General features: G+C 38.0%; 17 protein-coding genes. 11 read left to right on the forward strand and 6 right to left on the reverse strand.

The window, feature by feature from the left end; all coding sequences use genetic code 11:
• The first annotated feature begins 253 nt into the window (after positions 1–253).
• The 4 genes from I6F65_RS06345 to I6F65_RS06360 all read left to right on the forward strand — a co-directional run bounded on the left by I6F65_RS06345 (position 254) and on the right by I6F65_RS06360 (position 4,977).
• Positions 254–1,582 (forward strand): GH1 family beta-glucosidase, encoded by a 1,329-nt coding sequence (locus I6F65_RS06345; RefSeq protein WP_197112039.1) that lies wholly within the window; start codon positions 254–256, stop codon positions 1,580–1,582.
• Between the two features lie 233 nt (positions 1,583–1,815).
• Entirely contained in the window at positions 1,816–3,141 is a 1,326-nt protein-coding gene (locus I6F65_RS06350; RefSeq protein ID WP_166113455.1) for a glycoside-pentoside-hexuronide (GPH):cation symporter, read from the forward strand.
• A gap of 60 nt (positions 3,142–3,201) precedes the next feature.
• On the forward strand, positions 3,202–4,212 hold the full coding sequence (locus I6F65_RS06355; RefSeq protein ID WP_197112040.1) for a LacI family DNA-binding transcriptional regulator: 1,011 nt from the start codon (positions 3,202–3,204) through the stop codon (positions 4,210–4,212).
• Positions 4,213–4,398: 186 nt separating this feature from the next.
• Positions 4,399–4,977 (forward strand): hypothetical protein, encoded by a 579-nt coding sequence (locus I6F65_RS06360; protein ID WP_197112041.1) that lies wholly within the window; start codon positions 4,399–4,401, stop codon positions 4,975–4,977.
• Between the two features lie 178 nt (positions 4,978–5,155).
• Here I6F65_RS06360 and I6F65_RS06365 read toward each other — a convergent pair whose 3' ends face one another.
• Positions 5,156–5,824 (reverse strand): DUF2987 domain-containing protein, encoded by a 669-nt coding sequence (locus I6F65_RS06365; RefSeq protein ID WP_024610074.1) that lies wholly within the window; start codon positions 5,822–5,824, stop codon positions 5,156–5,158.
• The gene (locus I6F65_RS06370) at positions 5,817–6,623 is read right to left on the reverse strand and encodes a glucosaminidase domain-containing protein (protein WP_024610073.1); all 807 of its coding nucleotides are present in this window, start codon (positions 6,621–6,623) and stop codon (positions 5,817–5,819) included. The genes I6F65_RS06365 and I6F65_RS06370 overlap by 8 nt, the downstream gene beginning before the upstream one ends.
• Positions 6,624–6,986: 363 nt before the next feature.
• Here I6F65_RS06370 and I6F65_RS06375 point away from each other — a divergent pair, with 363 nt between their 5' ends.
• A complete protein-coding gene (locus I6F65_RS06375) occupies positions 6,987–8,279 on the forward strand; it encodes an anti-phage deoxyguanosine triphosphatase (protein ID WP_166113449.1) in 1,293 nt (430 codons plus the stop codon).
• 102 nt (positions 8,280–8,381) lie between these two features.
• Here I6F65_RS06375 and I6F65_RS06380 read toward each other — a convergent pair whose 3' ends face one another.
• Positions 8,382–10,538, reverse strand: coding sequence for a prolyl oligopeptidase family protein (locus I6F65_RS06380; RefSeq protein ID WP_197112042.1), 2,157 nt, complete (start codon positions 10,536–10,538; stop codon positions 8,382–8,384).
• Between the two features lie 162 nt (positions 10,539–10,700).
• On the opposite strand from I6F65_RS06380, the gene I6F65_RS06385 reads away from it, so the two are divergent.
• On the forward strand, positions 10,701–11,015 hold the full coding sequence (locus I6F65_RS06385; RefSeq protein WP_024610070.1) for a DUF962 domain-containing protein: 315 nt from the start codon (positions 10,701–10,703) through the stop codon (positions 11,013–11,015).
• A gap of 710 nt (positions 11,016–11,725) precedes the next feature.
• The gene (locus I6F65_RS06390; RefSeq protein ID WP_197112044.1) at positions 11,726–14,296 is read left to right on the forward strand and encodes a TonB-dependent siderophore receptor; all 2,571 of its coding nucleotides are present in this window, start codon (positions 11,726–11,728) and stop codon (positions 14,294–14,296) included.
• A gap of 702 nt (positions 14,297–14,998) precedes the next feature.
• Here the strand turns inward: I6F65_RS06390 and I6F65_RS06395 are convergent.
• The 3 genes from I6F65_RS06395 to I6F65_RS06405 form a co-directional block, all read right to left on the reverse strand.
• Positions 14,999–16,057 carry a branched-chain amino acid aminotransferase gene (locus I6F65_RS06395; protein ID WP_269435953.1) on the reverse strand — a complete coding sequence of 353 codons (1,059 nt, stop codon included), beginning with the start codon at positions 16,055–16,057 and terminating at the stop codon, positions 14,999–15,001.
• 143 nt (positions 16,058–16,200) lie between these two features.
• Positions 16,201–17,253, reverse strand: coding sequence for an acyl-CoA desaturase (locus tag I6F65_RS06400; protein ID WP_166113437.1), 1,053 nt, complete (start codon positions 17,251–17,253; stop codon positions 16,201–16,203).
• Positions 17,250–18,293 carry a flavin reductase family protein gene (locus I6F65_RS06405; RefSeq protein WP_197112052.1) on the reverse strand — a complete coding sequence of 348 codons (1,044 nt, stop codon included), beginning with the start codon at positions 18,291–18,293 and terminating at the stop codon, positions 17,250–17,252. Before I6F65_RS06405 ends, I6F65_RS06400 begins: the two co-directional genes overlap by 4 nt.
• Before the next feature lie 274 nt (positions 18,294–18,567).
• On the opposite strand from I6F65_RS06405, the gene I6F65_RS06410 reads away from it, so the two are divergent.
• From I6F65_RS06410 to I6F65_RS06425, 4 genes are all read left to right on the forward strand, one after another.
• Positions 18,568–19,743 carry a PQQ-dependent sugar dehydrogenase gene (locus I6F65_RS06410; protein WP_197112046.1) on the forward strand — a complete coding sequence of 392 codons (1,176 nt, stop codon included), beginning with the start codon at positions 18,568–18,570 and terminating at the stop codon, positions 19,741–19,743.
• A 165-nt stretch (positions 19,744–19,908) separates the two neighbouring features.
• The gene (locus tag I6F65_RS06415) at positions 19,909–20,088 is read left to right on the forward strand and encodes a DUF6435 family protein (RefSeq protein ID WP_002959772.1); all 180 of its coding nucleotides are present in this window, start codon (positions 19,909–19,911) and stop codon (positions 20,086–20,088) included.
• Positions 20,089–20,559: 471 nt separating this feature from the next.
• On the forward strand, positions 20,560–21,576 hold the full coding sequence (locus I6F65_RS06420) for a TIR domain-containing protein (RefSeq protein WP_197112048.1): 1,017 nt from the start codon (positions 20,560–20,562) through the stop codon (positions 21,574–21,576).
• 295 nt (positions 21,577–21,871) lie between these two features.
• A complete protein-coding gene (locus I6F65_RS06425) occupies positions 21,872–22,162 on the forward strand; it encodes a hypothetical protein (RefSeq protein WP_197112050.1) in 291 nt (96 codons plus the stop codon).
• Positions 22,163–22,235 lie beyond the last annotated feature (73 nt).

The following is a 22,235-nucleotide window of genomic DNA, read 5'->3' on the forward strand; positions in this document are numbered from 1 at the left end:
TTTATTATTATAAATCTCTTCTTAAATCACTCTTTTAATTATTTAACTTCTATACACCTTTAAAGGCGCATTAAAGAGTTGACCTAAGAATTAATAAACACTAACCTTAAATGTAAGCGCTTTCATATGCAATTAAATACGAACAAGCTGAATATTTCAACACTTTTTATTTTTACTCAGCACATATATCAGTAATTAAGTATAAATACAGAGGTAAATTCTCTGTAAATAACTCTCAAAAGGTTTGTTATTAATGACAAAATTATCACTACCACCACATTCACCGCTATTATCTAAAAACTTTGTGTATGGTGTGGCTACGGCTTCTTTTCAAATTGAAGGGGGATCAGACGATCGCCTTCCATGTATTTGGGATACATTTTGCGATACCCCTAATAAAATAGTTGATAGCTCAGATGGGCACACAGCGTGCGATCACTATAACCTCTGGCGTGATGATATTAATATTATAGAGTCGCTAGGCGTAGATGCTTATAGGCTTTCTATTTCTTGGCCACGTGTTATGACCCAAAACGGTCAATTAAATCCTGTAGGCGTTAAATTTTATACCGATATTTTAGATGAGCTAAAACGTCGCAATATTAAAGCTTTTGTTACTTTGTACCACTGGGATTTACCGCAGTACTTGGAAGATGAAGGTGGTTGGCTTAACAGACAAACTGCTTATGCTTTTGAGCATTACGTAAATTTAATCACAAAAGCATTTGGAGAACGCGTGCATTCGTATGCCACGTTAAATGAACCATTTTGCAGTGCCTTTTTAGGTTACGAAATTGGTATTCATGCGCCAGGTAAAATAGGAAAAGAATACGGTCGTAAAGCCGCGCACCACTTATTATTAGCGCACGGACTTGCCATGACAGTGCTAAAACAAAACTCTCCTAATACCTTAAATGGCATAGTGCTTAATTTTACACCGTGTTACAGCCTTACCCAAAGTGATGAAGACTTAAAAGCCACTGCATTTGCAGACGACTATCTTAACCAATGGTACATCAAACCAATAATTGACGGTCAATACCCAAATATAATTAATCAATTACCATTAAGCCACCAGCCCGATATTCACAAAGGCGACATGGAATTAATTTCTCAATCTATTGATTATCTAGGTATAAACTTTTACACCCGCCAAGTTTATAAAGCGCACCCTACTGATATTTATGAACCAATTGCACCTACAGGTCCACTAACAGATATGGGATGGGAAATTTATCCGCAATCATTCACCGACTTACTTGTATCGCTAAATAAAACCTACACCCTACCGCCTATTTATATAACAGAGAATGGCGCGGCAATGCCCGATACATATAATAATGGCGAAGTTAACGACTTAGACCGTTTAAATTATTATAATGATCACTTAAATGCGGTTCATAATGCGGTTGAACAAGGTGTTACAATACATGGTTACTTTGCTTGGAGCTTAATGGACAACTTTGAATGGGCAGAAGGTTACTTAAAGCGCTTTGGTATTGTGTATGTAGATTATAAAACACAGCAACGTACTATTAAAAAAAGTGGACTTGCTTACAAAGCACTTATCTCTAACAGATAATTAATATACCCAAGCCTGCCTCTATATGCATAATTAAAGGTTTAACAGGGGCTTAGCATAAGGCGTTACTTTACAAAGTAGCAACCTTTAAAAGGAACAACAAGGGAAGTAATTCCCTGTGAAACGCCCATAGGTTTGGTTTAAAAGTGATTTATACAGCGTTATCAGTTTTAACAAAGATATAAACATCTCACAACGCAACTAAAATAAACATAAAGCGGGATAAAACAATCATGGTCAGTGTAAAAGAAAAAATAGCGTATGGCTTAGGCGACACCGCCAGTAATATTATTTTTCAAACAGTAATGATGTTTTTAATGCTGTACTACACCGATGTAGTGGGCTTATCGCCTGCAGTGGTAGGTACAATGTTTTTAGCTGTGCGTGTTTTTGATGCCGTGACTGACCCACTAATGGGAAACCTTGCTGATAAAACGCATACACGCTGGGGTCATTTTCGCCCCTACTTACTCTGGCTTGCCCTCCCTTTTGCCATTATCAGTATTTTAGCGTTTACTACACCTGATTTAGAAGGCACTGATAAAATAATTTATGCCTTTACTACCTACACTTTGCTCATGGTTGTCTACACCGCTATAAACATTCCTTATTGCGCATTAGGCGGAGTACTAACTGCAGATATAAAAGAGCGCGTTACAATTCAATCATATCGTTTTGTATTTGGAATGTTAGGCGGCGTAATTGTTGCTGGTTGTACAATGCCAATGGTTGAATATTTTGGTCAAGGCGATGCTGCCAAAGGCTACCAATACACAATGACCGCAATGAGTATTTTAGGCTTTGTATTATTTTTACTTTGTTTTTTAGGCACAAAAGAGCGAATTCAACAGCCAAAAGAGCAAAACATCCCTTTTGCTAAAAGTGTAAAAACATTAATAAAAAACGATCAATGGCGAACCCTTTGCTTAGCCGCATTCTTTTTGCTTACTGGGCAAGTATTAAGGCTGACTCTTGCTGTTTATTACGTAAAATATTATTTAGGTCGAGACGATCTAGTAACCTTATTTATGACTCTAGGTGTGGCAGCAAGCATGGTTGGTTGCGCCTTAGCTCAACCACTTGCCAAGCGCTTTTGTAAAATAAAAGCCTATATAAGTTTACAACTTATTGCCGCTGTTATTTGCGGTTTTAGTTACTTTATTAACAGTGATCAATTAGTACTCGCGTTCACTGCATTTATTTTGTGGAAATTCTTTTTAGACATGGCAACACCTCTGCTGTGGGCTAAAATGGCCGACACAATAGATTATGGTCACCAACAAACAGGCGTGCGTATTACTGGTTTGGTTTATTCTGGCGTCATATTCTTTATTAAAATGGGTGTGGCTGTAGGTGGCGCAATTGCGGGTTGGTTGTTGTCATTTTATAGCTACCAAGCCGATACTGTACAAACACTCGATACCCAACACGGTATTTTGCTTTCATTTACTGTGTTACCTGCTTTTGGATCATTATTTGTAGCTTACATAATGAAAAAATATACACTGACAAATCAGGTTGTTGAAAATATTCAATCTAAACTAACAACAACTAGTTAAGGTATGAACTCTACGGTATGATTTAACCGAAAAGTAAGGATAAGCGAGTGAACAAATAACATGGCAACTATTTATCAAGTATCAGAACTTGCTGGCGTATCATTAGCCACCGTTTCACGTGTGATGAACAAAAATACCCGTGTGAGCGACAAAACTAAACAAAAAGTACTTGATGCAATGGAGCAGCTTGGTTACAAACCTAATTCGATAGCCCAATCTTTAGCATCTAACTGCACCAACAGTGTTGGTATATTAGTGTCTGAGTTACACGGTCCGTTCTTTGCTCAAATGATGGCTGGTATTGAGTCTGAGCTTCGCGCTGCTGGAAAACACGTTATTATTACCACCGGTCACAGTGAAGAAGACAAAGAAAAAGAAGGTATTGAGTTTTTAATTAGCCGACGTTGCGACGCTATTATTTTGCACGTAGAAGCCGTGTCAGACGAATATTTAATAAAGCTTAGCGAAGGCTCTACACCCGTTTATTTAATGAGCCGTTACGTAGAAACACTTAAAGAAAATTGCATAAGCCTAGATAACCAACTAGGTGGCTACCTTGCAACTAAATCGATATTAGACCAAGGGCATAATCAAATAGCCTATATTGCAGGTCCGCAATTTAAAGCCGATGCATTTAACCGGCTAGAAGGTCATAAACAAGCACTTGCTGAGGCTGATGTTAAATTTGAGCCTGCGCTTTATTATATTGGCGACTTTAACGAAACCGGTGGCAGCAAAGGCTTAAAACATTTTATAGATAGCAAAATTAACTTTACTGCACTTGTTTGCGCCAACGACGAAATGGCCTCTGGTGCTATGAAGTATGCCAGAGAGCATGGGTATAACTTACCAAACGATTTATCGATTGTTGGGTTTGATAACGTTATTTTTGCAAACTACCTCTATCCTACCCTTACAACAATAGATAACCCTGTCGCTAAAATGGGTGAGATGGCCGCTAAATTGGTTCTTAAAGACGTGTATCAAAATAAAAACCTCGTTATTAATCGCTTTTTTGAACCCACTTTAATGCAGCGTGATTCATCAGCACCACTTGTTACATCCAATTGAATGTTAAAGTATAGAATAAAAAACCAGCCAAATTTTAAACGAGTATAATATCAAAGGATAATTTCAATCTATTTTTTCAACACGTTATGTTATCTATAAAAGTATGATTTTCTTGTAAAACGCACTATATTTGTTTGAAAGCTTTTTCGTTAAATTTTAAATATAACAAATGTGATAAATAATATTATGAAGTCAAAAATAAATAATAAAAATAATAAAAATAATAAAAATAATAAAAATCTAGTAACAATTATTGTCTTGTTAATAATTGGTATATCTATTTTTAGTTTTCAATATTTTGATTCTGGTGAAAAGTCAGTAACAATTTGGGAACAAACAGCAGATAAAGCTAAAGAAGCAGCATATATCAGTAAAATTGCTATTTATGATGAATCTTGTAATGAGATTATTTATGACGTTTTTTATGAAAATGTAAAAAATAGCCCCAAAGAAATAAGCGAACTTGGGATTAGTCATAAAGATGTGAATAGTGGTTATGCAAAAAAAGAAGATGGTACTGTTGATTATTCTTTTTGGATTAACTCAGAAGGTGGGAAAGGCTTAAGGGGTTTACCATTGAGTGAACTTAAAGATGGCAGTGGTTCAATCAAATATAGAGCTTGGATAACTCCTGAAACAAAATCTGCTGAAACTGATGGGTTTTCTGCATTTATTAGATCTTTTGATGATAACGATAATCAAATAAACCTTTTTGACCAAGTTGAAATTAAGCATACTAAGTTTTGGGACAATAATTGTAGTTAAAAGCATTTAAACTTATAAAATTGCTTTTGTACCTAGCTTGAATCTGATCACATAGCAGATGATAAAAATAATATATATAAAAAACTGAGAGAATATCAATCTCTCAGTTTCCTAACAACCTAGCTAAATGTCGCTTTTTATGTGGCAATTACACATTCTTATTTAACCGTAACTCTCGCTACTTAACAATCCAAGGCGTTACTTTAATAACTTGCGATATATCGCCAAGTGCCGCGTTATCATCTTCCCAGTTATCTTCAACTGCAAAGTAACATACTGACTTTTCGCACGTTATACTTTTATCATCAAACTGCATTGGGCTTTTAAATGTAACTGCAACGCCCTTTTGCTCTGGTAATAAAAACCACATTAACTTGCTAACAAAAAAGCCCGATAAATCAGTTAATAATTCATCTAACTCGTCGTTAATAGTATACAAAGATTGCTTTGAAAGTGTGAGCCCTTCAAGTTCGTTTGCTTCTATTTGAAGTTTTAATTGGCAATCGTGATCTGGATTTTGTGGCTGCACCACAATAACCGCTTTATCGGTATCAAGTTGCTTATCAAACGGTAATAACAGCTGCGCTTTATCGGTAAAGTTAAGCGGATACTCGTTATTCTCAGTTAGAATAGTGCCACTTTTAATCGCACACGATTCATTTGTACCAATATCGCTTATATAAAAATTAACACGCGCGTATTGAAAATCGCCCTTATTAACAATTTTTAAGCGGTCGTAAAAACCATCATACGACATTACAAACTCTCTCGCATTTACGTTAAATGCTGTAATGCTTAGTAATACCAATGCCGTAACGTTGGTGTAATTTAAAATGCGTTTATTCATCAAAGTAAGCTCTATTTTGGTTAATCATTGTATTTAGCTCTTCTATATACGCTTCGCCGCGCTCAGAGTATGACAATAACCCATGCGTAAGCTCAGTTGCTACAATTGGTTTTTGTTCTAAGCGTAAGTTTTCACGAATAGCACGTAGATCTTTATATGCTGGGTGCGTGTTTATATTTTTAAAATAAGCGTTTATAGCAGCTCTTACCGATTTAAACGCAGCAACTTCGTGCGCAGCACCAGTATTACGGCGCTTTGGAACCATGCCACAGCCTTTTGAATAACACCACTGACCAAAAAAGTTAAGACCAATGCGTGCGAAACGCGATGTACCCCAAGCCGATTCGTTCGCAGCTTGCATAAGTGCTAATTCTTTAGGAATAATATCAACACGACGCAGTGCTTGCGTAAGTGTTAGCGTATCAAGCGTGGTTGGTAAGTCGTACGATTTTAAAATTTTAACAATGTCTTTGCTTTGTTTATTCTCAAGCGACAAATCGTTTTGTAGCATCATACGTGCAATTTCTAGTTTTGCGCGTTGCTGTAATATTTTTTTATTTTCGGCTTCAACATGCGGACGAATAAAATTAAAAAAGGCATGTTTTTTTTCTTTTACATCAGTAAATTCTGAAAACTTAGGTAGCTTAACGTTATGTAATGGTTTTTCTATTTTCTTTATTTTTTTAGATTCAGAGGTAGTTTGTCCATCTGTATCTACGTCATCACTTTGCATAAATGGGTACGCAAGTGCCCATATAAAAAATATGGTTAACAAAAACTTAAAAATGGTTTTTAGCATGTATTCTCTCTTTAAATATTAGGGCGTGTTGACCTTTTGTGATTAAGTTTGCAGTAGTATGTTTAGCATTTAGGTAAGGCAGAGCCTATGTAGTGTGGTTATTCCCATAAATAGGCGATAACGCAGCATAAATGCCAAACATGCGCCGCCCAAAGGGCTCTTCTTAGGGGCGATTAAATCGCCTCTAGATTGAACAAATTTAATCCGCAAAGATCAACACGCCCTAGTTATGCATGGTCAATACACAAGCATACGAAGTCCCATTATACCTAAGCCACTTTGTAAACGCGAATAACCTAAATTCGCAATTTATAAGTGCATGGGTATACTGCTAGCGTAACTAATTATTTCTGAGTGAGCAGTATGGATAAGCAATGGCAAAGCCGAATAATAGAACAGCACAAACATAGACCTAACGACAACCGCTCACCGTGGCAGGTTGATCGCTCTCGTATTATTCACGCAGCTGCATTTAGGCGATTACAAGCCAAAACCCAAATTATGGGCATTGGTTTAAACGACTTTTACCGAACTCGCCTTACTCACTCTTTAGAAGTATCGCAAATTGGCACCGGCATACTGCGCCATTTAAAAGCACAACATAGCGATTTTACGCACTTTCCATCAACCGGACTGCTAGAAACACTGTGTTTAGCACACGATATTGGTCATCCGCCCTTTGGTCATGGTGGTGAAATAGCGCTAAATTACATGATGCGCGATCATGGTGGCTTTGAAGGCAACGCGCAAACACTGCGTATAGTTGCAAAGCTTGAGCCCTACAGCAACGGTCATGGGATGAACCTTACTCGTCGTACTTTATTAGGCTTTATAAAATATCCTGCATTTATAAACACGCTTTGGCATACCATTCCCGATACAACAACAGGTCGTGCATTTATAAAAGCAGATGATTGGCGACCAGCCAAAGGCTTATACAATGACGATGCAGCCATATTCAATTGGATAGTAGAACCACTGAGTCAAAACGATAAAACGTTGCTTGGTAACCATGCCACTATTGATAAATACCGTGCTAAAACAACATATAAATCCCTCGATAGCGCCATTATGGAACATGCCGATGACATAGCATATGCCGTACATGACTTAGAAGATGCGATTGCAACGCATGTACTTACGTTAGACGATTGGCAAACGCATGCTCTGCCTCATTTAAAAGCACTTAATTTTGACTGGTTAAACACCATGCTTGAGTCGCTCACCCAGCGTTTGTTTTCAAAAAATGACTACGAGCGAAAAGACGCCATAGGTGAGCTGGTTAATACCTTTATTATTCACATACATTTAGATATTCAAAACGATGCCTTTGAATGCCCTATTTTAAAGTACACCGCTAAATTAGATGCCCAATACGACAGTGTATTGCAAATACTTAAGCATTTTGTGTTTCAGCGTTTAATACGCGACCCCGAAATGCAGCAAATAGAGTTTAAAGGTCAAAACTTACTAATAGAGTTATTTACCGCGTTTGCTAGCGATCCGCTGCGTTTATTGCCCGAAACAACACAAGCGCAATACATAGAAGCCGAAAAGCAAAACCAAGGCATGCGTATAATTTGCGATTACTTAAGCGGAATGACCGACGAATACGCTTATAAAACGTACCAACGATTGTTTTCACCTATGCAGTAGTAATACCAATAGACGTAAGTAATATAAAACTGAGCATTATTAAAAAGGCCGAGTAAATTTAATCTACTCGGCCTTTTTAGCTTTTATATTTAGTTGGAACTTTTATAAAGATTTTACGCCCATGTTATATAGTGTAAAACCAAACATATCAGCGTACTGATCAATAATTTTACTGGTTGGTGTACCTGCACCATGACCCGCATTTGTTTCTATACGAATAAGTGTTGGGTTACTACCCGCTTGTTTTGATTGAAGCTCAGCCGCAAACTTAAACGAATGCGAAGGGACAACACGGTCATCATGATCGCCTGTCGTGATCATAGTGGCTGGATATTCAACACCGGCTTTTACATTATGAAGAGGTGAATAGCCTTTAATGTATTCAAACATTTCTTTGCTTTGCTCGCTCGTACCGTAGTCGTATGCCCAGCCAGCGCCCGCAGTAAATGTATGGTAACGTAGCATATCAAGTACGCCTACAGCAGGAAGAGCCACCTGAAATAAGTCAGGACGCTGAGTCATTACCGCGCCAACTAATAAACCACCATTAGATCCACCACGCAGTGCTAAACGCTTTTTAGATGTATACTTTTTATCTTTTAAATACTCAGCAGCTGCAATAAAATCATCAAACACATTTTGCTTTTGCAATTTAGTGCCTGCATTGTGCCAGTCTTTACCGTACTCACCACCACCACGAATATTAGCAACGGCATATACCCCGCCCTGCTCAAGCCATACTGCATTAACCGGACTAAAGCTTGGTGTTAAACTAATATTAAAACCACCGTAACCGTATAAAATAGTAGGGTTTGAACCATCAAGCTTAATACCTGTTTTATAGGTAATTACCATTGGTATTTTTGTACCGTCTTTTGATGTGTAAAACACTTGCTCAGACGTGTAATCATCACTATTAAAATCAATAGCCGACTTACGATAAACACCCGACTCACCGGTAGTTACATCAAACGAATACGTAGTGCCTGGTGTTTTATAATTAGTGAACGAGTAATAAAGCGTAGTTTGCTCTTTTTTACCACCAAAACCGCTTGCAGTACCCACACCTGGTAAGCTAATTTCGCGAATTAGCTCGCCTTTTTTGTTGTATTGTTTTACCTGCGAAATCGCATCAACCATATAGTTGGCAAAAAAGGTATCGCCACCTTTAGTCAGGTTTAGTACGTTTTTGGTTTCAGCAATTAAGTCTACCCAATTTTCAGGGATTGGATTGTTTGCATCAACCGTGACTACTTTTTTGTTTGGCGCATTTAAATTCGTTACTAAAAACAGTTTACTGCCTTCGTTATCAATAACCGATGTATCTGAATCAGTATTTCCAACAACCGTTACAAATTCACTGTTTTCTTTTGTTAAATCTTTTATAAACAGCTTATTGCCTGAAGTAGACGTACTTGCTGAAATAAGTAAGTAATGTCCGTCATCAGTTACGTCAGCGCCAACATAGCGATGTTTTTGCGCATCAGTTTCACCAAATACAACTTGGTCAGCAGATTGAGCAGTGCTTAACTTATGGTAATACACTTTATGTTGATCTGTTTTAGCCGAAAGCTCACTACCTTTAGGTTTTTCGTAGCTTGAATAATAAAAACCTTCGTTACCTAACCAATCTATGCCACTAAATTTAACATCAACAAGTGCTTCTTCAACTTGCTCTTTAGTTTTTGTATCAATAACTATAATTTTACGCCAATCACTGCCGCCTTCCGATATTTGATACGCCAATAAAGAGCCATCTTTTGAAAACGATAAACCCGACATAGACGTCGTACCATCTTCACTAAACTTGTTTGGATCTAAAAATACTTCAACGTCGCCGCCATCTTTACTACGGTATAAAACATATTGATTTTGCAAACCATCATTTTTGTAAAAATAGGTGTAATCGCCTTCAGTAAAAGGAGGACCTATTTTTTCGTAATTCATTAATTTTTCAAGGCGCTGCTTTAACTTATCGCGATAAGGTATTTGCTCTAAATAAGAAAACGTTAAATCGTTTTGAGTTTTAACCCACTGTGCAGTTTCTTCACTCATATCATCTTCTAACCAACGATACGGATCGCTAACTGCCTCTTCAAAGTAAGTGTCAACCACATCACCTTTTTTAGTTTCTGGATATACAACTGAATTTACTTGCTTCATAGGTGCTTTTACTTCTTCTTTAATTGCCATATTAGTTGGCTCTGAACAGCCGCTAAGTGCTAGTAGTACAGCACATGCTAAAGTTTGCTTAAACATTATGAGTTCCGTTCTTAATTGTTATTAATAGTGCACCTAAGTTATTAACTTTTAGTCCTTTTGTCTATTAAGATGAGCTCATCGGCATTTATCGCTGTAAACAAATGTAAACTTACGCTTTAATAGTTCATGATTTTCATTAAAAAGATAAAAGAGCAAACAATGCAAAGCACACACTCTACATTTAAAAGCTTTAAAGCCTTTTACCCTTATTATTTAAAAGAGCACCGTAACGTTACTTGCCGTCGTTTGCATTTTATAGGCAGCACGTTAGTCATTGTAGTAATTGCAATTACGTTATTAGCACAACAATACAGTTTATTATGGCTTTTACCTGTTATTGGATACGGATTTGCGTGGGTCGGGCACTTCTTTTTTGAAAAAAATCGCCCAGCTACTTTTAAGTATCCTTTTTATAGTTTGTGGGGAGATTGGGTTATGTTTAAAGATATGCTCGTAGGAAAAATTAAATTTTAACGATATTTTTTTATACCAATTACTTATAAAAACAAAGTTGCTTCGTTGTTTAAAGTATAGATTCTCATAAACAGTATTATATTTGTAGAACAACCACCAAATGTTAATTAAATTAACATTTGGTGGTTGGTTTTATATTTCCTTCTCGCTAATTTTATTTATAACTTAACAGCTACTTATTGTTAGCCCACTAAAAACAGAACACCATTGATAATTAACTCAACCCTCCATCACACTAATAGTCGTTAATTAAACGTTAATTTTAAAGTACTTCTATAATTCATTATTCATCAATTACTTAGCATTCATCACTCTCATATAACTAAAACGATGATCATTATAAAAAATGACCAAATGTAATTATAAAAGCAGCTAGATTAATTGAATGTTATTCAATTGACTGACTTTGTTAATTAAGTATATGTTCAAGGTAACAAAAAAGTTTATACCAATTCGCTTAATTAAATGATCTATTTTGAGGATGGAAAAACGTGTTGATAGCTAGGCAAAAAATTCGCTATTTAGTTGTTCTCGGCAATTGCTCCTGCATTGCTCTACCTTCTGCATCCATGCAGTCGTAAATGAGAATTTTTTAACGCAGGTAGCGACACGTTTAGCCCCTAAAAATGATTAGGTATTATTGCGGGTTGGTATTATTAACCTTTTTGTACAAAAACTAAAATAATTCAACGGGTATGGGGAAATAAAACATGAATAAAAAGCCATTATTTCAATTACAACAATCGGTGCCACAAATATTACTCGCAATGAGCGCATCTGCCGCGCTACTAGGTTCGCTTTCTGTAAGCGCTGCAACACAAGACACTAAAGCAGAAGAAAACATAGAACAAATAAGCGTAATAGGCTCTCGCCGATTAGGTCGCACAGTAGAAGACAGCGCAGTACCAATAGATATTATAGGTGCAGACGCACTTAATAATTCAGGCCAAACAGAAACAAACGCGCTACTGAGTAGCTTATTACCAAGCTTTAATTTCCCGCAGGCATCCCTTACCGATGGTAGTGACCACGTACGCCCTGCTCAACTTCGTGGTTTAGCCCCCGATCACACATTAGTACTTGTTAATGGTAAACGCCGTCACAGTAATGCATTACTTAATTTAAATGGCTCAACGGGTCGTGGTTCTTCATCAGTTGATTTAAACGCGATTCCGGCAAATGCAATTGCTCGTATTGAAGTGTTACGCGATGGCGCAGCAGCGCAATATGGCTCTGATGCTATAGCTGGCGTTATTAATATCGTACTTAAAAGTGCCAGTAGTGGTGGCTCATTTTCAGCAAACTACGGCGCTAACGTTACTGAAATGGATGGAGTACCAGAGCTAAAATCTGTATCTGAAGGCAGCGATGGCAATTTGGCATTTACCGAGGGCAGCGATCGCTCACTAACCGACGGTCAAACATTAACGCTACAAGGTAATATGGGGTTTGAACTTGGCGAAAATGGCTTTTTAAATATCTCAACAGAATACCGCGACCGCCATTCAACTAATCGCTCAGACTACGACCAACGCGAAAACTACGCGCGTTTAGATGACGGCTCCCTGGACCCACGCGAACTTACTGTAAATCGTTATAACCATAATTTTGGTAATGGCGATGTTGAAGACCTTTCTGTTTTTTATAACGCCGGATACCAGTTAACAAACAATGCCGACTTATATTCATTTGGCTCTTACAGCAAACGTGAAGGCGAAGGCGGCGGGTTTTATCGCCGTGCAAGTGATAGCCGTAATATAGAAGAAATTTACCCAGACGGATTTTTACCTGTTATTACTTCAGACATAAACGATTTTTCACTCGCTCTTGGTGTTAAAGGCTTTGTAAGCGAATGGAATTACGATGTATCGGCAGTGTACGGACAAGATGCATTTGAGTTTGGTGTCACTAATAGCTTAAATACTTCATTCGGACCTACTAGCCAAACTAGTTTTGACGCAGGCACACTGACGTACGACCAACTTACTTTAAACGTTGATTTGAGCCGTGAAGTAGACGTAAGCTTTTTAGAAAGTTCTGTAAACGTAGCGGTAGGTGCTGAGTACCGCCGTGAAGGTTACCAAATAGATGCAGGCGAAGAAGCCTCATACGCACAAGGTACGTTTGGTCCAGGTGGTGCAGTAACCGACCCTGTTGATGGTCCATTTGGTGCAGCCGGATCACAAGTATTCCCTGGGTTTACGCCAGAATCCGAAGGTGATAACAGCCGCCACAACGTAAGCTTTTACATCGATCTTGAAACTTACCTAACCGATGATTGGAACCTAACAGTTGCCGCTCGTTATGAGGATTACTCAGACTTTGGCGATACGCTTAATGGTAAAATTGCCACTCGTTACGCGTTAACTGAAGACCTAGCAATTCGTGCATCTGCCTCAACGGGCTTTAGAGCGCCGTCGTTACAACAGCAATTTTTCACCTCAGTAGCCACTGTATTTGTTGATGGCGAACCAACAGAAACAGGTACTTTTGCGCCAGGTAGTGATGTAGCAAAAGCGCTTGGCTCACCGGGTCTTGATGCTGAGGAAGCAACAAACTACGGCGTTGGGTTTACATGGTCTACCGACTTTAACTTCAGCTTATCCGTTGATTATTACCAAATACTAATTGATGACCGAATCGTGCTATCAAACAACTTATCAGGTGCTGCAATTGAGCAATTACTTGAAGGTACAGGTGCTAATCAAGGGCGTTTTTTCTTAAACGCAATTGACAGTAAAACGCGCGGTGTTGATGTTGTAGCATCGTACAACCTAGCAACCGACGGTTATGGCGATGTTGCTTTTAATTTAGGTTATAACTACGGTAAAAATGAAGTTACCGATATAATTGATGCCCCAGCAGAGCTGCAAGGTGCTGGGTTTGATCAAGACAACTTATTCTCTGGTAACGAACTTCGTCGTTTTGAAGTAAGCACCCCACGCAACAAGTACAACCTAAGTGCAACATGGAATATGGACCAGTGGCGCACAACACTCAGAACAACGCGCTACGGTGAAACACAAGACCCTTCAGAAACACCAGAACTTAACGAAGTACTCAAGCCTAAATGGATCACTGACTTAGATGTCGCCTACTCGCTTAGTGAAAACGTATCGCTGAGCTTAGGTGCTAATAACATTTTTGATGTTTATCCAGATGCAACCCGTGAAAATGTAGACGATGTAACAACGTTCTCACGCTTATTTGCTTATTCTAGCTTCTCGCCATACGGATTTAACGGACGCTACGTGTACGGCAAAATAGAAATGAAGTTTTAATCATTGATTAAAATATCTGCATGACTAACAACCATGCAGATATTCCAAAACAGTGTAAATATATTCAAAGTTAGAAAAACCGGCTTTGATAAGCTCTATAACTAAAACCAGAGCAAAGTAATCATAAGCAACTATTTAGTTTTGAAACCGATTAATTAATGAGAATTTATAGACTATTTGGTTTACATATTACAGGCTGGGCCAAAGATAATAAAAACAGATCAAATGAGCTTGTAAATAACTCAACGTTATTCAAATCCACCTCACCTTCAAAGCATGCTTCACCGTCTTTATTCTAAAAAAACTTTCCCAAAATAGTCACCGCCAATACCTAAACAAATTTCATTGCCAATACCACCACCCGCTATCGCTAAAAGTTAATTCACTTTTGCTTTTGTAGCGGCCTTTTATATTTATTATCGATAACAATAAAGTAGGTAGTAACAATAAAATAAACGCCTATTTAAAATACATATTGGAGTAAATAAACCTGCAGCTTCCCTATTTTCCGAACCAAAAGTAAAACTGAGATTTCGCACGTGGATTCATATTTATTAGGTGTTGAATACAGAGCAAATGATCAGCATGACGAAAACCAATAACATACCTCTGCCTTAATTTAAAAACTAAACAGACGTTCTAAACTCTAATGCGCTATAAAAAATCCGATATTAGAAAACCAATATCGGATTATTAAGTCGATTAAATTTTAGTTAACCAACCGTGTTTGTCTTCACTTTTACCCCATTGAATATCGTTCAATGCTTGGCGTAAACGTGCTGTAGTAGGACCAGGTTCACCAGTACCTACTTTATATTCTTTATCGTTATGAATAAACGTACCTACCGCAGTAAGTACCGCAGCAGTGCCCGAAAGCGCCGCTTCAGTACCTGGTTTTGCTGCACGTTCTAGTAGCTCAGTAACGCTAAAGTTACGCTCGCTTACCGTCATACCTAAATCTTTGGCTATGGTTAAAACACTACTGCGTGTAACACCGTGTAAAAAGGTGCTATCGAGTGCTTTAGTAATAATTTCGTTGCCGTCAATGAGTATAAAGTTAGCAGCACCGGTTTCTTGTACGTCGCCACCTGGGCAAAACAAAATTTGATCTGCTTGGTACTTTATACGTGCAGCACTAATAGGCGCTAAAGCACTGGCGTAGTTACCACCACTTTTTACCATACCCATGTGCGGAGCGCAGCGCATACCATCTTCTTCAAGTAGTACGCGTAGTGCAGTTGCACCACCTGCAAAGTAATCACCCACTGGCGATAGTAACGTATATAAAAGCGAGCTCATTGATGGCGCAGCTGCTTTACCTATTGCCGCCTCAGTACCAATATGAGTTGGGCGAATATACATAGAGCCTGGTGGTAGTGGCGTTTCATCTGCGTATTCACGCATAATATCGATAATCATCGTTTTTAGCATATCGCCATCAAAACTCGGTAAGCTTAATAGCGCTGAGCTTTGTTGCATGCGTGCAATGTTTGCATCCATTCTAAAAAGATAAACAGAACCATCTTCATGGCGAAAGGCTTTTAAGCCTTCAAAACATGTACTTGAATAATGAAGAACGTGTGCACCAGCATGAAGTTCAAGTTTATCGGAAGGGACAATCGAGCTTTCGCTCCATTTATTATCAGAAAAACGAGCTTGAATCATCTGCGGCATAAACACGGTACCAAATGCGGCCATTTTAATCTCTCTTGTGTGGTCTATTTTCTTCCATTGTATGACAATCACCCGCCATTTAACCATAGCTAAAGTAAGGCTTTTTTAATTAACTAAGAGAATTTTTTGCAAGTGCTGTTTACAAATCAACCGCATTGGGTGCTATAAACAAAAAAATCGGTCTGTGCAGCTACACAGACCGATTTTTTCATTCGTTAATTAAAACATATTTATTTAAACGAATATTTAATAATACGTTTTAACACCGACGTATACTGTCTAAAAAAACCACCCGTATGATAATCAACACCGTGTTTTTTCAAAACAGCTTGTACTTGAGGCGCTACTTCTTGATAGCGCGAAGACGGCATATCAGGAAATAAATGATGCTCTATTTGGCAGCTCAAATGCCCTGTCAAAACATGAAACCAATGCGGTCCTTTAATATTAGACGAGCCTAATACTTGGCGGTAATACCACTGCCCTTGGGTTTCGTTTACGCAGTCTTCTTGTTTAAATGTTTGCGTTTCTTCGGTAAAGTGACCACAAAATATTATGGTAGATGTCCATAAATTACGGATTAAGTTTGCCACTAAATTACCCGCTAATACCCATAAAAATAATGGGCCTGCAAGTAACGGAAATATCGCATAATCTTTAATTAACTGGCGAGCGCCTTTACTAAAAAAACGATGTTTTAGTGTTGAGTGCGATACAAGCCCTTCGCGGTTTTCTTTCTTTTTACCAATAAAAACACGCTCTGCAGCCAATTCGTGATACGACACGCCCCACTGAAATAGCACACTTAAATTAATGTATGTAATAAACTGCCATACATTTTTTAAACGCCAATTAAAATCGTCGCTCAGGCGTAATAATCCATAGCCAAAATCACGGTCTTTACCAATAATATTAGTATAAGTATGGTGCTCAAAATTATGAATACGGTGCCAACTTTGTCCATCGCACGCTATATCCCATTCATAATGCTGTGAATTAAGTTGCTTGTCGTTCATCCAGTCGTATTGACCGTGCATTACATTGTGGCCAATTTCCATATTGTCTAAAATTTTAGCAAGCGCTAATAACAGCACGCCTGCAACCCACAATAGTGGCTGAATAAAACCAAGCATAAGCAAAATTCGCCCGCTCCATTCACACATTCGCTGTTTGCGCACAACAGAGCGAATGTAGTCAGCATCTTGTTGACCTACTTTGCCAAGGGTGTCCATTTTAATGGCATCTAACTCGCTTGCGAGCATGTCATAGTTAATGTTTTTCATAATTGTAACTCCAAATCACTAACAGGTTGGCTTACGCAAAGTTGTATTAACTGCTCGCCGTTGTCACTCAATTCACCTGTTTTTAAATTACGTACCACGCCAGACTTTTTAATACATTGGCATTGATGACAAATACCAATACCGCAACCGCGTTTAACGGGTAGCTTTTTTTCTTCAAACTGAGTCAATAAAACATCGTTGCCCGATACAACATGGGCACTGGCGTTAATTTTTACGTTAAATTGGCTGTCGTCGTTTAAGCTTGGTAGCGCTAAACCAAATGCTTCTTGGTAATAATTTAGCTTATGCGTTTTAGCAAAATCACTCACCATTTGCATAAATGCTGCAGGACCACAGCAGTAAATGTCTGGATTTTCCCACGGCTTAATATTGCTGGTTATATCGCTTGATTGCTCACGCGTTAATAATAAAAACGAAAAATGCTCAAATTGCGCCGCTAACTCACTCAGTTCATCAACACATTGATGCTCAGTGGCTTTTGCGTAATACACCAACGACACTTTTTGCGTAGTTTGGCTTAAGTAATCATCAAGCATAGCTAGCATAGGTGTTATACCCGAGCCGCCTGCAATAAAAGTGGCTGGCGTGTGTGTGTTTTTAAATACAAAATCGCCATTTGGCGCAGAAATATTGCACCACAAACCCGCTTTTAATGCACTGCTGAGCAAGCCAGTAAAGCGCCCTTGCGTATTCGTTTTAATTAGTAAGCGCACTAAACCTGTATTTTTAAATTGCTGAGCGCTTGAAGCCACGGTAAACACGCGTGTTAATAATCGCCCATTAATTTCAAGCGTTAAGCTAATGTGCTGCCCTGGCGTATGTGCTGGCCATTGTTTACTTGGCTTAAGTTGCACACTTAAAAAGCCACCATTAAGCACCGTCGTATTAACAACTTGCGCTCTAAACTGCCCTGCACGCCACGCAGGTTTAAACACCTGCATTATTGGCTCTATATAGCCTGCAAAACTTTGATGGTGTAAAAACCATTTTGAAAATTGGTTTAATACTTTAATTATCATCACTATTAATCTCTTGGGTCGTAAAATACTTAATTTTTGAACTTACACGTGTACGCTCAAACTTCAGCGCACAAGTGTACGCTGAAATTTTTAGTTTTCAACCCCAGTAGAGTAATTATTCAATTTTTTATTAGTGCTAATTGCTAAAACAATTTTCTGTTAAAAGTTCATCTTATAAAATATAAGTGTGTGTTTTTCATTCAACTCAACACTTAACAAATTTATTTATGCCATGTTAAGGTTATGTAAGATTGGATTAATTTTGGAAGCCATAATGATAAATTTAATGTCACATAACACACTCCCTAAACTAATACTTACGGGCTTAACCGTTGCTATGTTTGCTATTAATGCACCCGCAAATGCACAAAGCGATTACATAAAAAACTATAAAGAACTCGATACTTTACCGCTTAACGTTAACGCAGTAACAGCAGCAGAAGGTGTGGTTATACCTTGGGCTATTGAGCCTTTAGCTAATGGTGATTTGTTAATATCTGAGCGCAGTGGAACGTTATTTTTATTACCTAAAAATACAACTACGTTAGCTAAGGTTTCAGGGCTACCCAACATTGATGCTAATGGCCAAGGTGGATTGCTTGATTTAGCACTACACACCGATAGTAAGCAAAACCAATGGCTGTACTTTAGTTACTCAAGTAGTGAAGGCAAAGGAAGCGGAAGTAACACCGCCCTAATGCGCGCCAAGCTAAGTGACGATCATACGCAGTTATCTGATCAGCAATTGCTATACAAAGGCGAGCATAATAGTACCAAAGGCCAGCACTACGGCAGCCGTATTGTGTTTGATGATAAAGGTTATGTTTATTTTTCAATTGGCGATCGCGGCTCGCGCGACATAAACCCGCAAGATCTCATGCGGGACGGCGGTAAAATTTATCGCTTACATGAAAATGGTAATATCCCAAGCGACAATCCGTTTGTTAAACAAAAAGATGCAAAACATGCGGTATGGTCTTATGGGCACCGTAATCCACAAGGTATGTGGTTTAACAATCAAAATAATATTTTATGGTCCCATGAGCATGGTCCACGCGGCGGTGATGAACTTAATATAATAAATAAAGGCGCTAACTACGGATGGCCTTTAGTAAGTTATGGTATTAACTACAGCGGTACCACGTTTACAGACCTTAAAGAAAAAGACGGCATGCAATCGCCCGTATTACACTGGACCCCTTCTATTGCTCCTTCCGATATGTTGTATGTAACGAGTGATAAATACCCACAGTTAAAAGGTAAACTATTACTAGCCTCCATGAAGTTTGCTTTTATTAGCGCACTGGAACTCTCAAAAGGCAAAGTTGTTAAGCAATATAAAATACTCGATGGCATTGGCAGAGTACGTAGCCTTGCCCAAGGCAGCGATGGTTTTATTTATTTAGGTATTGATGGACAAGGTATTAAACGCCTAGAGCCAAAAACGTAAACATTAGCACTAGAACCAGGACTAGCAAACAGTACGTTAATAATTACACCGTGTTTACTTTGCGCTTTAACGGCACAAAGTAAACATTTTCACCAAACAAAGAACTATTAAGCCCATTAATGCGTACACTAACTACATATAATTTAATATATTAAGAGAATACTAATGTTTTCATTTTTAAAGCCTGACCCAATAAAAAAACTGCGTAAAGAATACGACGTAAAACTAGAGCAAGGCATGCAGGCACAAAGAAAAGGCGACATTAAAAGCTTTGCAATGTTAAGTGCCGAAGCCGAAAAAATCTGGAGTGAAATAGAAACTCTAGAGGCTAAAAAAGCCAAGTAAGTTCGTATTAAACGTGTCAGCCTTGTTTCAAAAGCAGGAAGACGCGTTTAGTAAATAATTCATGACCTCGCTTTACAGCTCCCACCACCCCTAAACCACCTTTTATAATATGCATACACAAACAAGTGTACTTAAAGCGGCTACTAACGTTATCGCAGCCGTTTTTTAGTGGCTGTTAAATGATTTAAAAAGGCTTTTGGCCTTCATTTTAAATCTGTAATTGCTGCATTTACATACAGCGCTGGCGTTTTTCCTCCTAAGTCAAAAAATGAGGACGTTTTCCTCTTTTCTGCATATTATTAAAAGAACAGCCCGACTTAAAGTTTAATACTCGCAATGTGTTACAGGATTTGCTATTAATATTAAAAGTAATTAAAAGGACATGCGTTGCTCATAAAAAGAGGAAAGTGTCCTCTGATAAAGCTGTTAGCAGCCATTATCAACAGTGGTGTTTATCTTAAAGGAGTGTAAATGAAAGTATTTTTGAGCTGGTCAGGGGATACAAGCCATAAAGTGGCCTTGATACTTCGTGATTGGTTGCCGTCTGTAATTCAATCAATAGAGCCTTATGTTTCGTCAGAAGATATTGATAAAGGGGCTAGATGGAGCACAGATATTGCCTCTGAATTAGAAGATTCTACATATGGAATACTTTGCGTTACAAAAGAAAATCTTCGTGCCCCTTGGCTTATTTTTGAAGCTGGTGCCTTATCCAAGACAATGGATAAATCTTCAGTAAGCCCATTTTTATTTGATATAAAAAGAGTTGAAGTTAATGGCCCCATACTTCAGTTTCAATCGACAGTTTTCGAAAAGGAAGATGTTAAGAAGTTATTACTATCTTTAAATAAAGCCTGCAATGATGATCAGTTGACTTCTGAACGATTAGACAAAGCTTTTGACGTTTGGTATCCGACTCTTGAAGAGCAACTTAATGAACTCCCAAAATCAGTTCTCGAACCTGCTAAAGTAGTGAAAAAGAAGGATGAAGCTTCAAACGCAATCCTTGAAGAAATTCTGAACCTTTCGCGGGATAATCAAAAGTTGCTTCGCAGTGGCGATAGCGAATCGTTCAATAACCTTGAATCATTACAAATGTTATTGAAGAAGCTCATTCATACTACCGAATTTGATAAATCATCTCGATCTTCAAAGAAAAGAAGAAAAATTCATCCTATGATGATTGAAGAACTGATGCATGTTTCTCCACGTTTCGAGAAAAATTTAACTGGTTTTCAAATAACTCTAAGCATGTTTAGAGATGATTATCCTTGGTTATATGATTCAGGTATTGATCTAGTTAGAACTCTAAAAAATGATAATAATTCCTTTGAGAAAAGAGAATCGGTTGAAGCTTTCTTTGAGCTAATAAACTTCACTTTTGAGCATCCAATTATGCGTGAAATGAATTTGGGTGATAAAGAAATGATGATGATGGGTAGAGAATTACACCATATCTTGGAGCGAAGTTTAGATCGGTATATATAGCTGCTAACAAGCACCTGAACCAGACGGCTAAAGCTGTCACATTTTTAGCAAAGAGACGCAAAAAACTGCACCAGCACGCCGCTGGTTAGGTGGGCGTTAGCTTTTACTCAAGGAGGGAGTTATCGAATACGCAGAAGAGTTCTCAAAACCGGAAAAATACAAAAGGATATTTTTATTTCTTTTGCTCGGTGTGCTGTGCCTAATAATTAATGAAAAGTGGTATCTACCTTTTCTTAATTGGTATGTAGATACTGTTCATTGTCACACACCGTTCGGTTACTCTGGAATTTCAGTTATGTGGTATTCGTTATTTGTAGGTATACCGCTCTTCGGTGCTTTCATAATTGGTATTGTCACTGTTCCAATTGGCTATAAAGGTATTATTCATAAACAGTTTCCTCCCAAGGGAATGAAAGTGTACAAGCCCACGAAAATCCTCAGAGGCTGGAAAGGTAATTTAAAATCGGTGTTTCATCTATTAATACCAACCTTCTTAATATTGTTTTCTATTTGGGGCTACTTTCAAATTGATCAAATGCCGCACGAAGTACCCGAAGATTTTGACTATAGCGTATGTAAAAGCTAACAAGAGACTATGGCGTCAATAGTTAATTTATAACTTTTGGCGCTTCCCATAAAACACCATCTCTTAGCATTGA

Source organism: Pseudoalteromonas sp. SWXJZ94C (assembly GCF_015864385.1).
Taxonomy (GTDB): Bacteria; Pseudomonadota; Gammaproteobacteria; order Enterobacterales; family Alteromonadaceae; genus Pseudoalteromonas.

Coding starts and splice junctions, on each gene's coding strand:
- I6F65_RS06345 (WP_197112039.1), top strand. CDS start 254: ATGACAAAATTATCACTACCACCACATTCACCGCTATTATCTAAAAAC.
- I6F65_RS06375 (WP_166113449.1), top strand. CDS start 6,987: ATGGATAAGCAATGGCAAAGCCGAATAATAGAACAGCACAAACATAGA.
- I6F65_RS06395 (WP_269435953.1), bottom strand. CDS start 16,057: ATGGTTAAATGGCGGGTGATTGTCATACAATGGAAGAAAATAGACCAC.
- I6F65_RS06380 (WP_197112042.1), bottom strand. CDS start 10,538: ATGTTTAAGCAAACTTTAGCATGTGCTGTACTACTAGCACTTAGCGGC.
- I6F65_RS06370 (WP_024610073.1), bottom strand. CDS start 6,623: ATGCTAAAAACCATTTTTAAGTTTTTGTTAACCATATTTTTTATATGG.
- I6F65_RS06415 (WP_002959772.1), top strand. CDS start 19,909: ATGTTTTCATTTTTAAAGCCTGACCCAATAAAAAAACTGCGTAAAGAA.
- I6F65_RS06425 (WP_197112050.1), top strand. CDS start 21,872: ATGTGGTATTCGTTATTTGTAGGTATACCGCTCTTCGGTGCTTTCATA.
- I6F65_RS06400 (WP_166113437.1), bottom strand. CDS start 17,253: ATGAAAAACATTAACTATGACATGCTCGCAAGCGAGTTAGATGCCATT.
- I6F65_RS06405 (WP_197112052.1), bottom strand. CDS start 18,293: ATGATAATTAAAGTATTAAACCAATTTTCAAAATGGTTTTTACACCAT.
- I6F65_RS06420 (WP_197112048.1), top strand. CDS start 20,560: ATGAAAGTATTTTTGAGCTGGTCAGGGGATACAAGCCATAAAGTGGCC.
- I6F65_RS06410 (WP_197112046.1), top strand. CDS start 18,568: ATGATAAATTTAATGTCACATAACACACTCCCTAAACTAATACTTACG.
- I6F65_RS06390 (WP_197112044.1), top strand. CDS start 11,726: ATGAATAAAAAGCCATTATTTCAATTACAACAATCGGTGCCACAAATA.
- I6F65_RS06365 (WP_024610074.1), bottom strand. CDS start 5,824: ATGAATAAACGCATTTTAAATTACACCAACGTTACGGCATTGGTATTA.
- I6F65_RS06385 (WP_024610070.1), top strand. CDS start 10,701: ATGCAAAGCACACACTCTACATTTAAAAGCTTTAAAGCCTTTTACCCT.
- I6F65_RS06360 (WP_197112041.1), top strand. CDS start 4,399: ATGAAGTCAAAAATAAATAATAAAAATAATAAAAATAATAAAAATAAT.
- I6F65_RS06350 (WP_166113455.1), top strand. CDS start 1,816: ATGGTCAGTGTAAAAGAAAAAATAGCGTATGGCTTAGGCGACACCGCC.
- I6F65_RS06355 (WP_197112040.1), top strand. CDS start 3,202: ATGGCAACTATTTATCAAGTATCAGAACTTGCTGGCGTATCATTAGCC.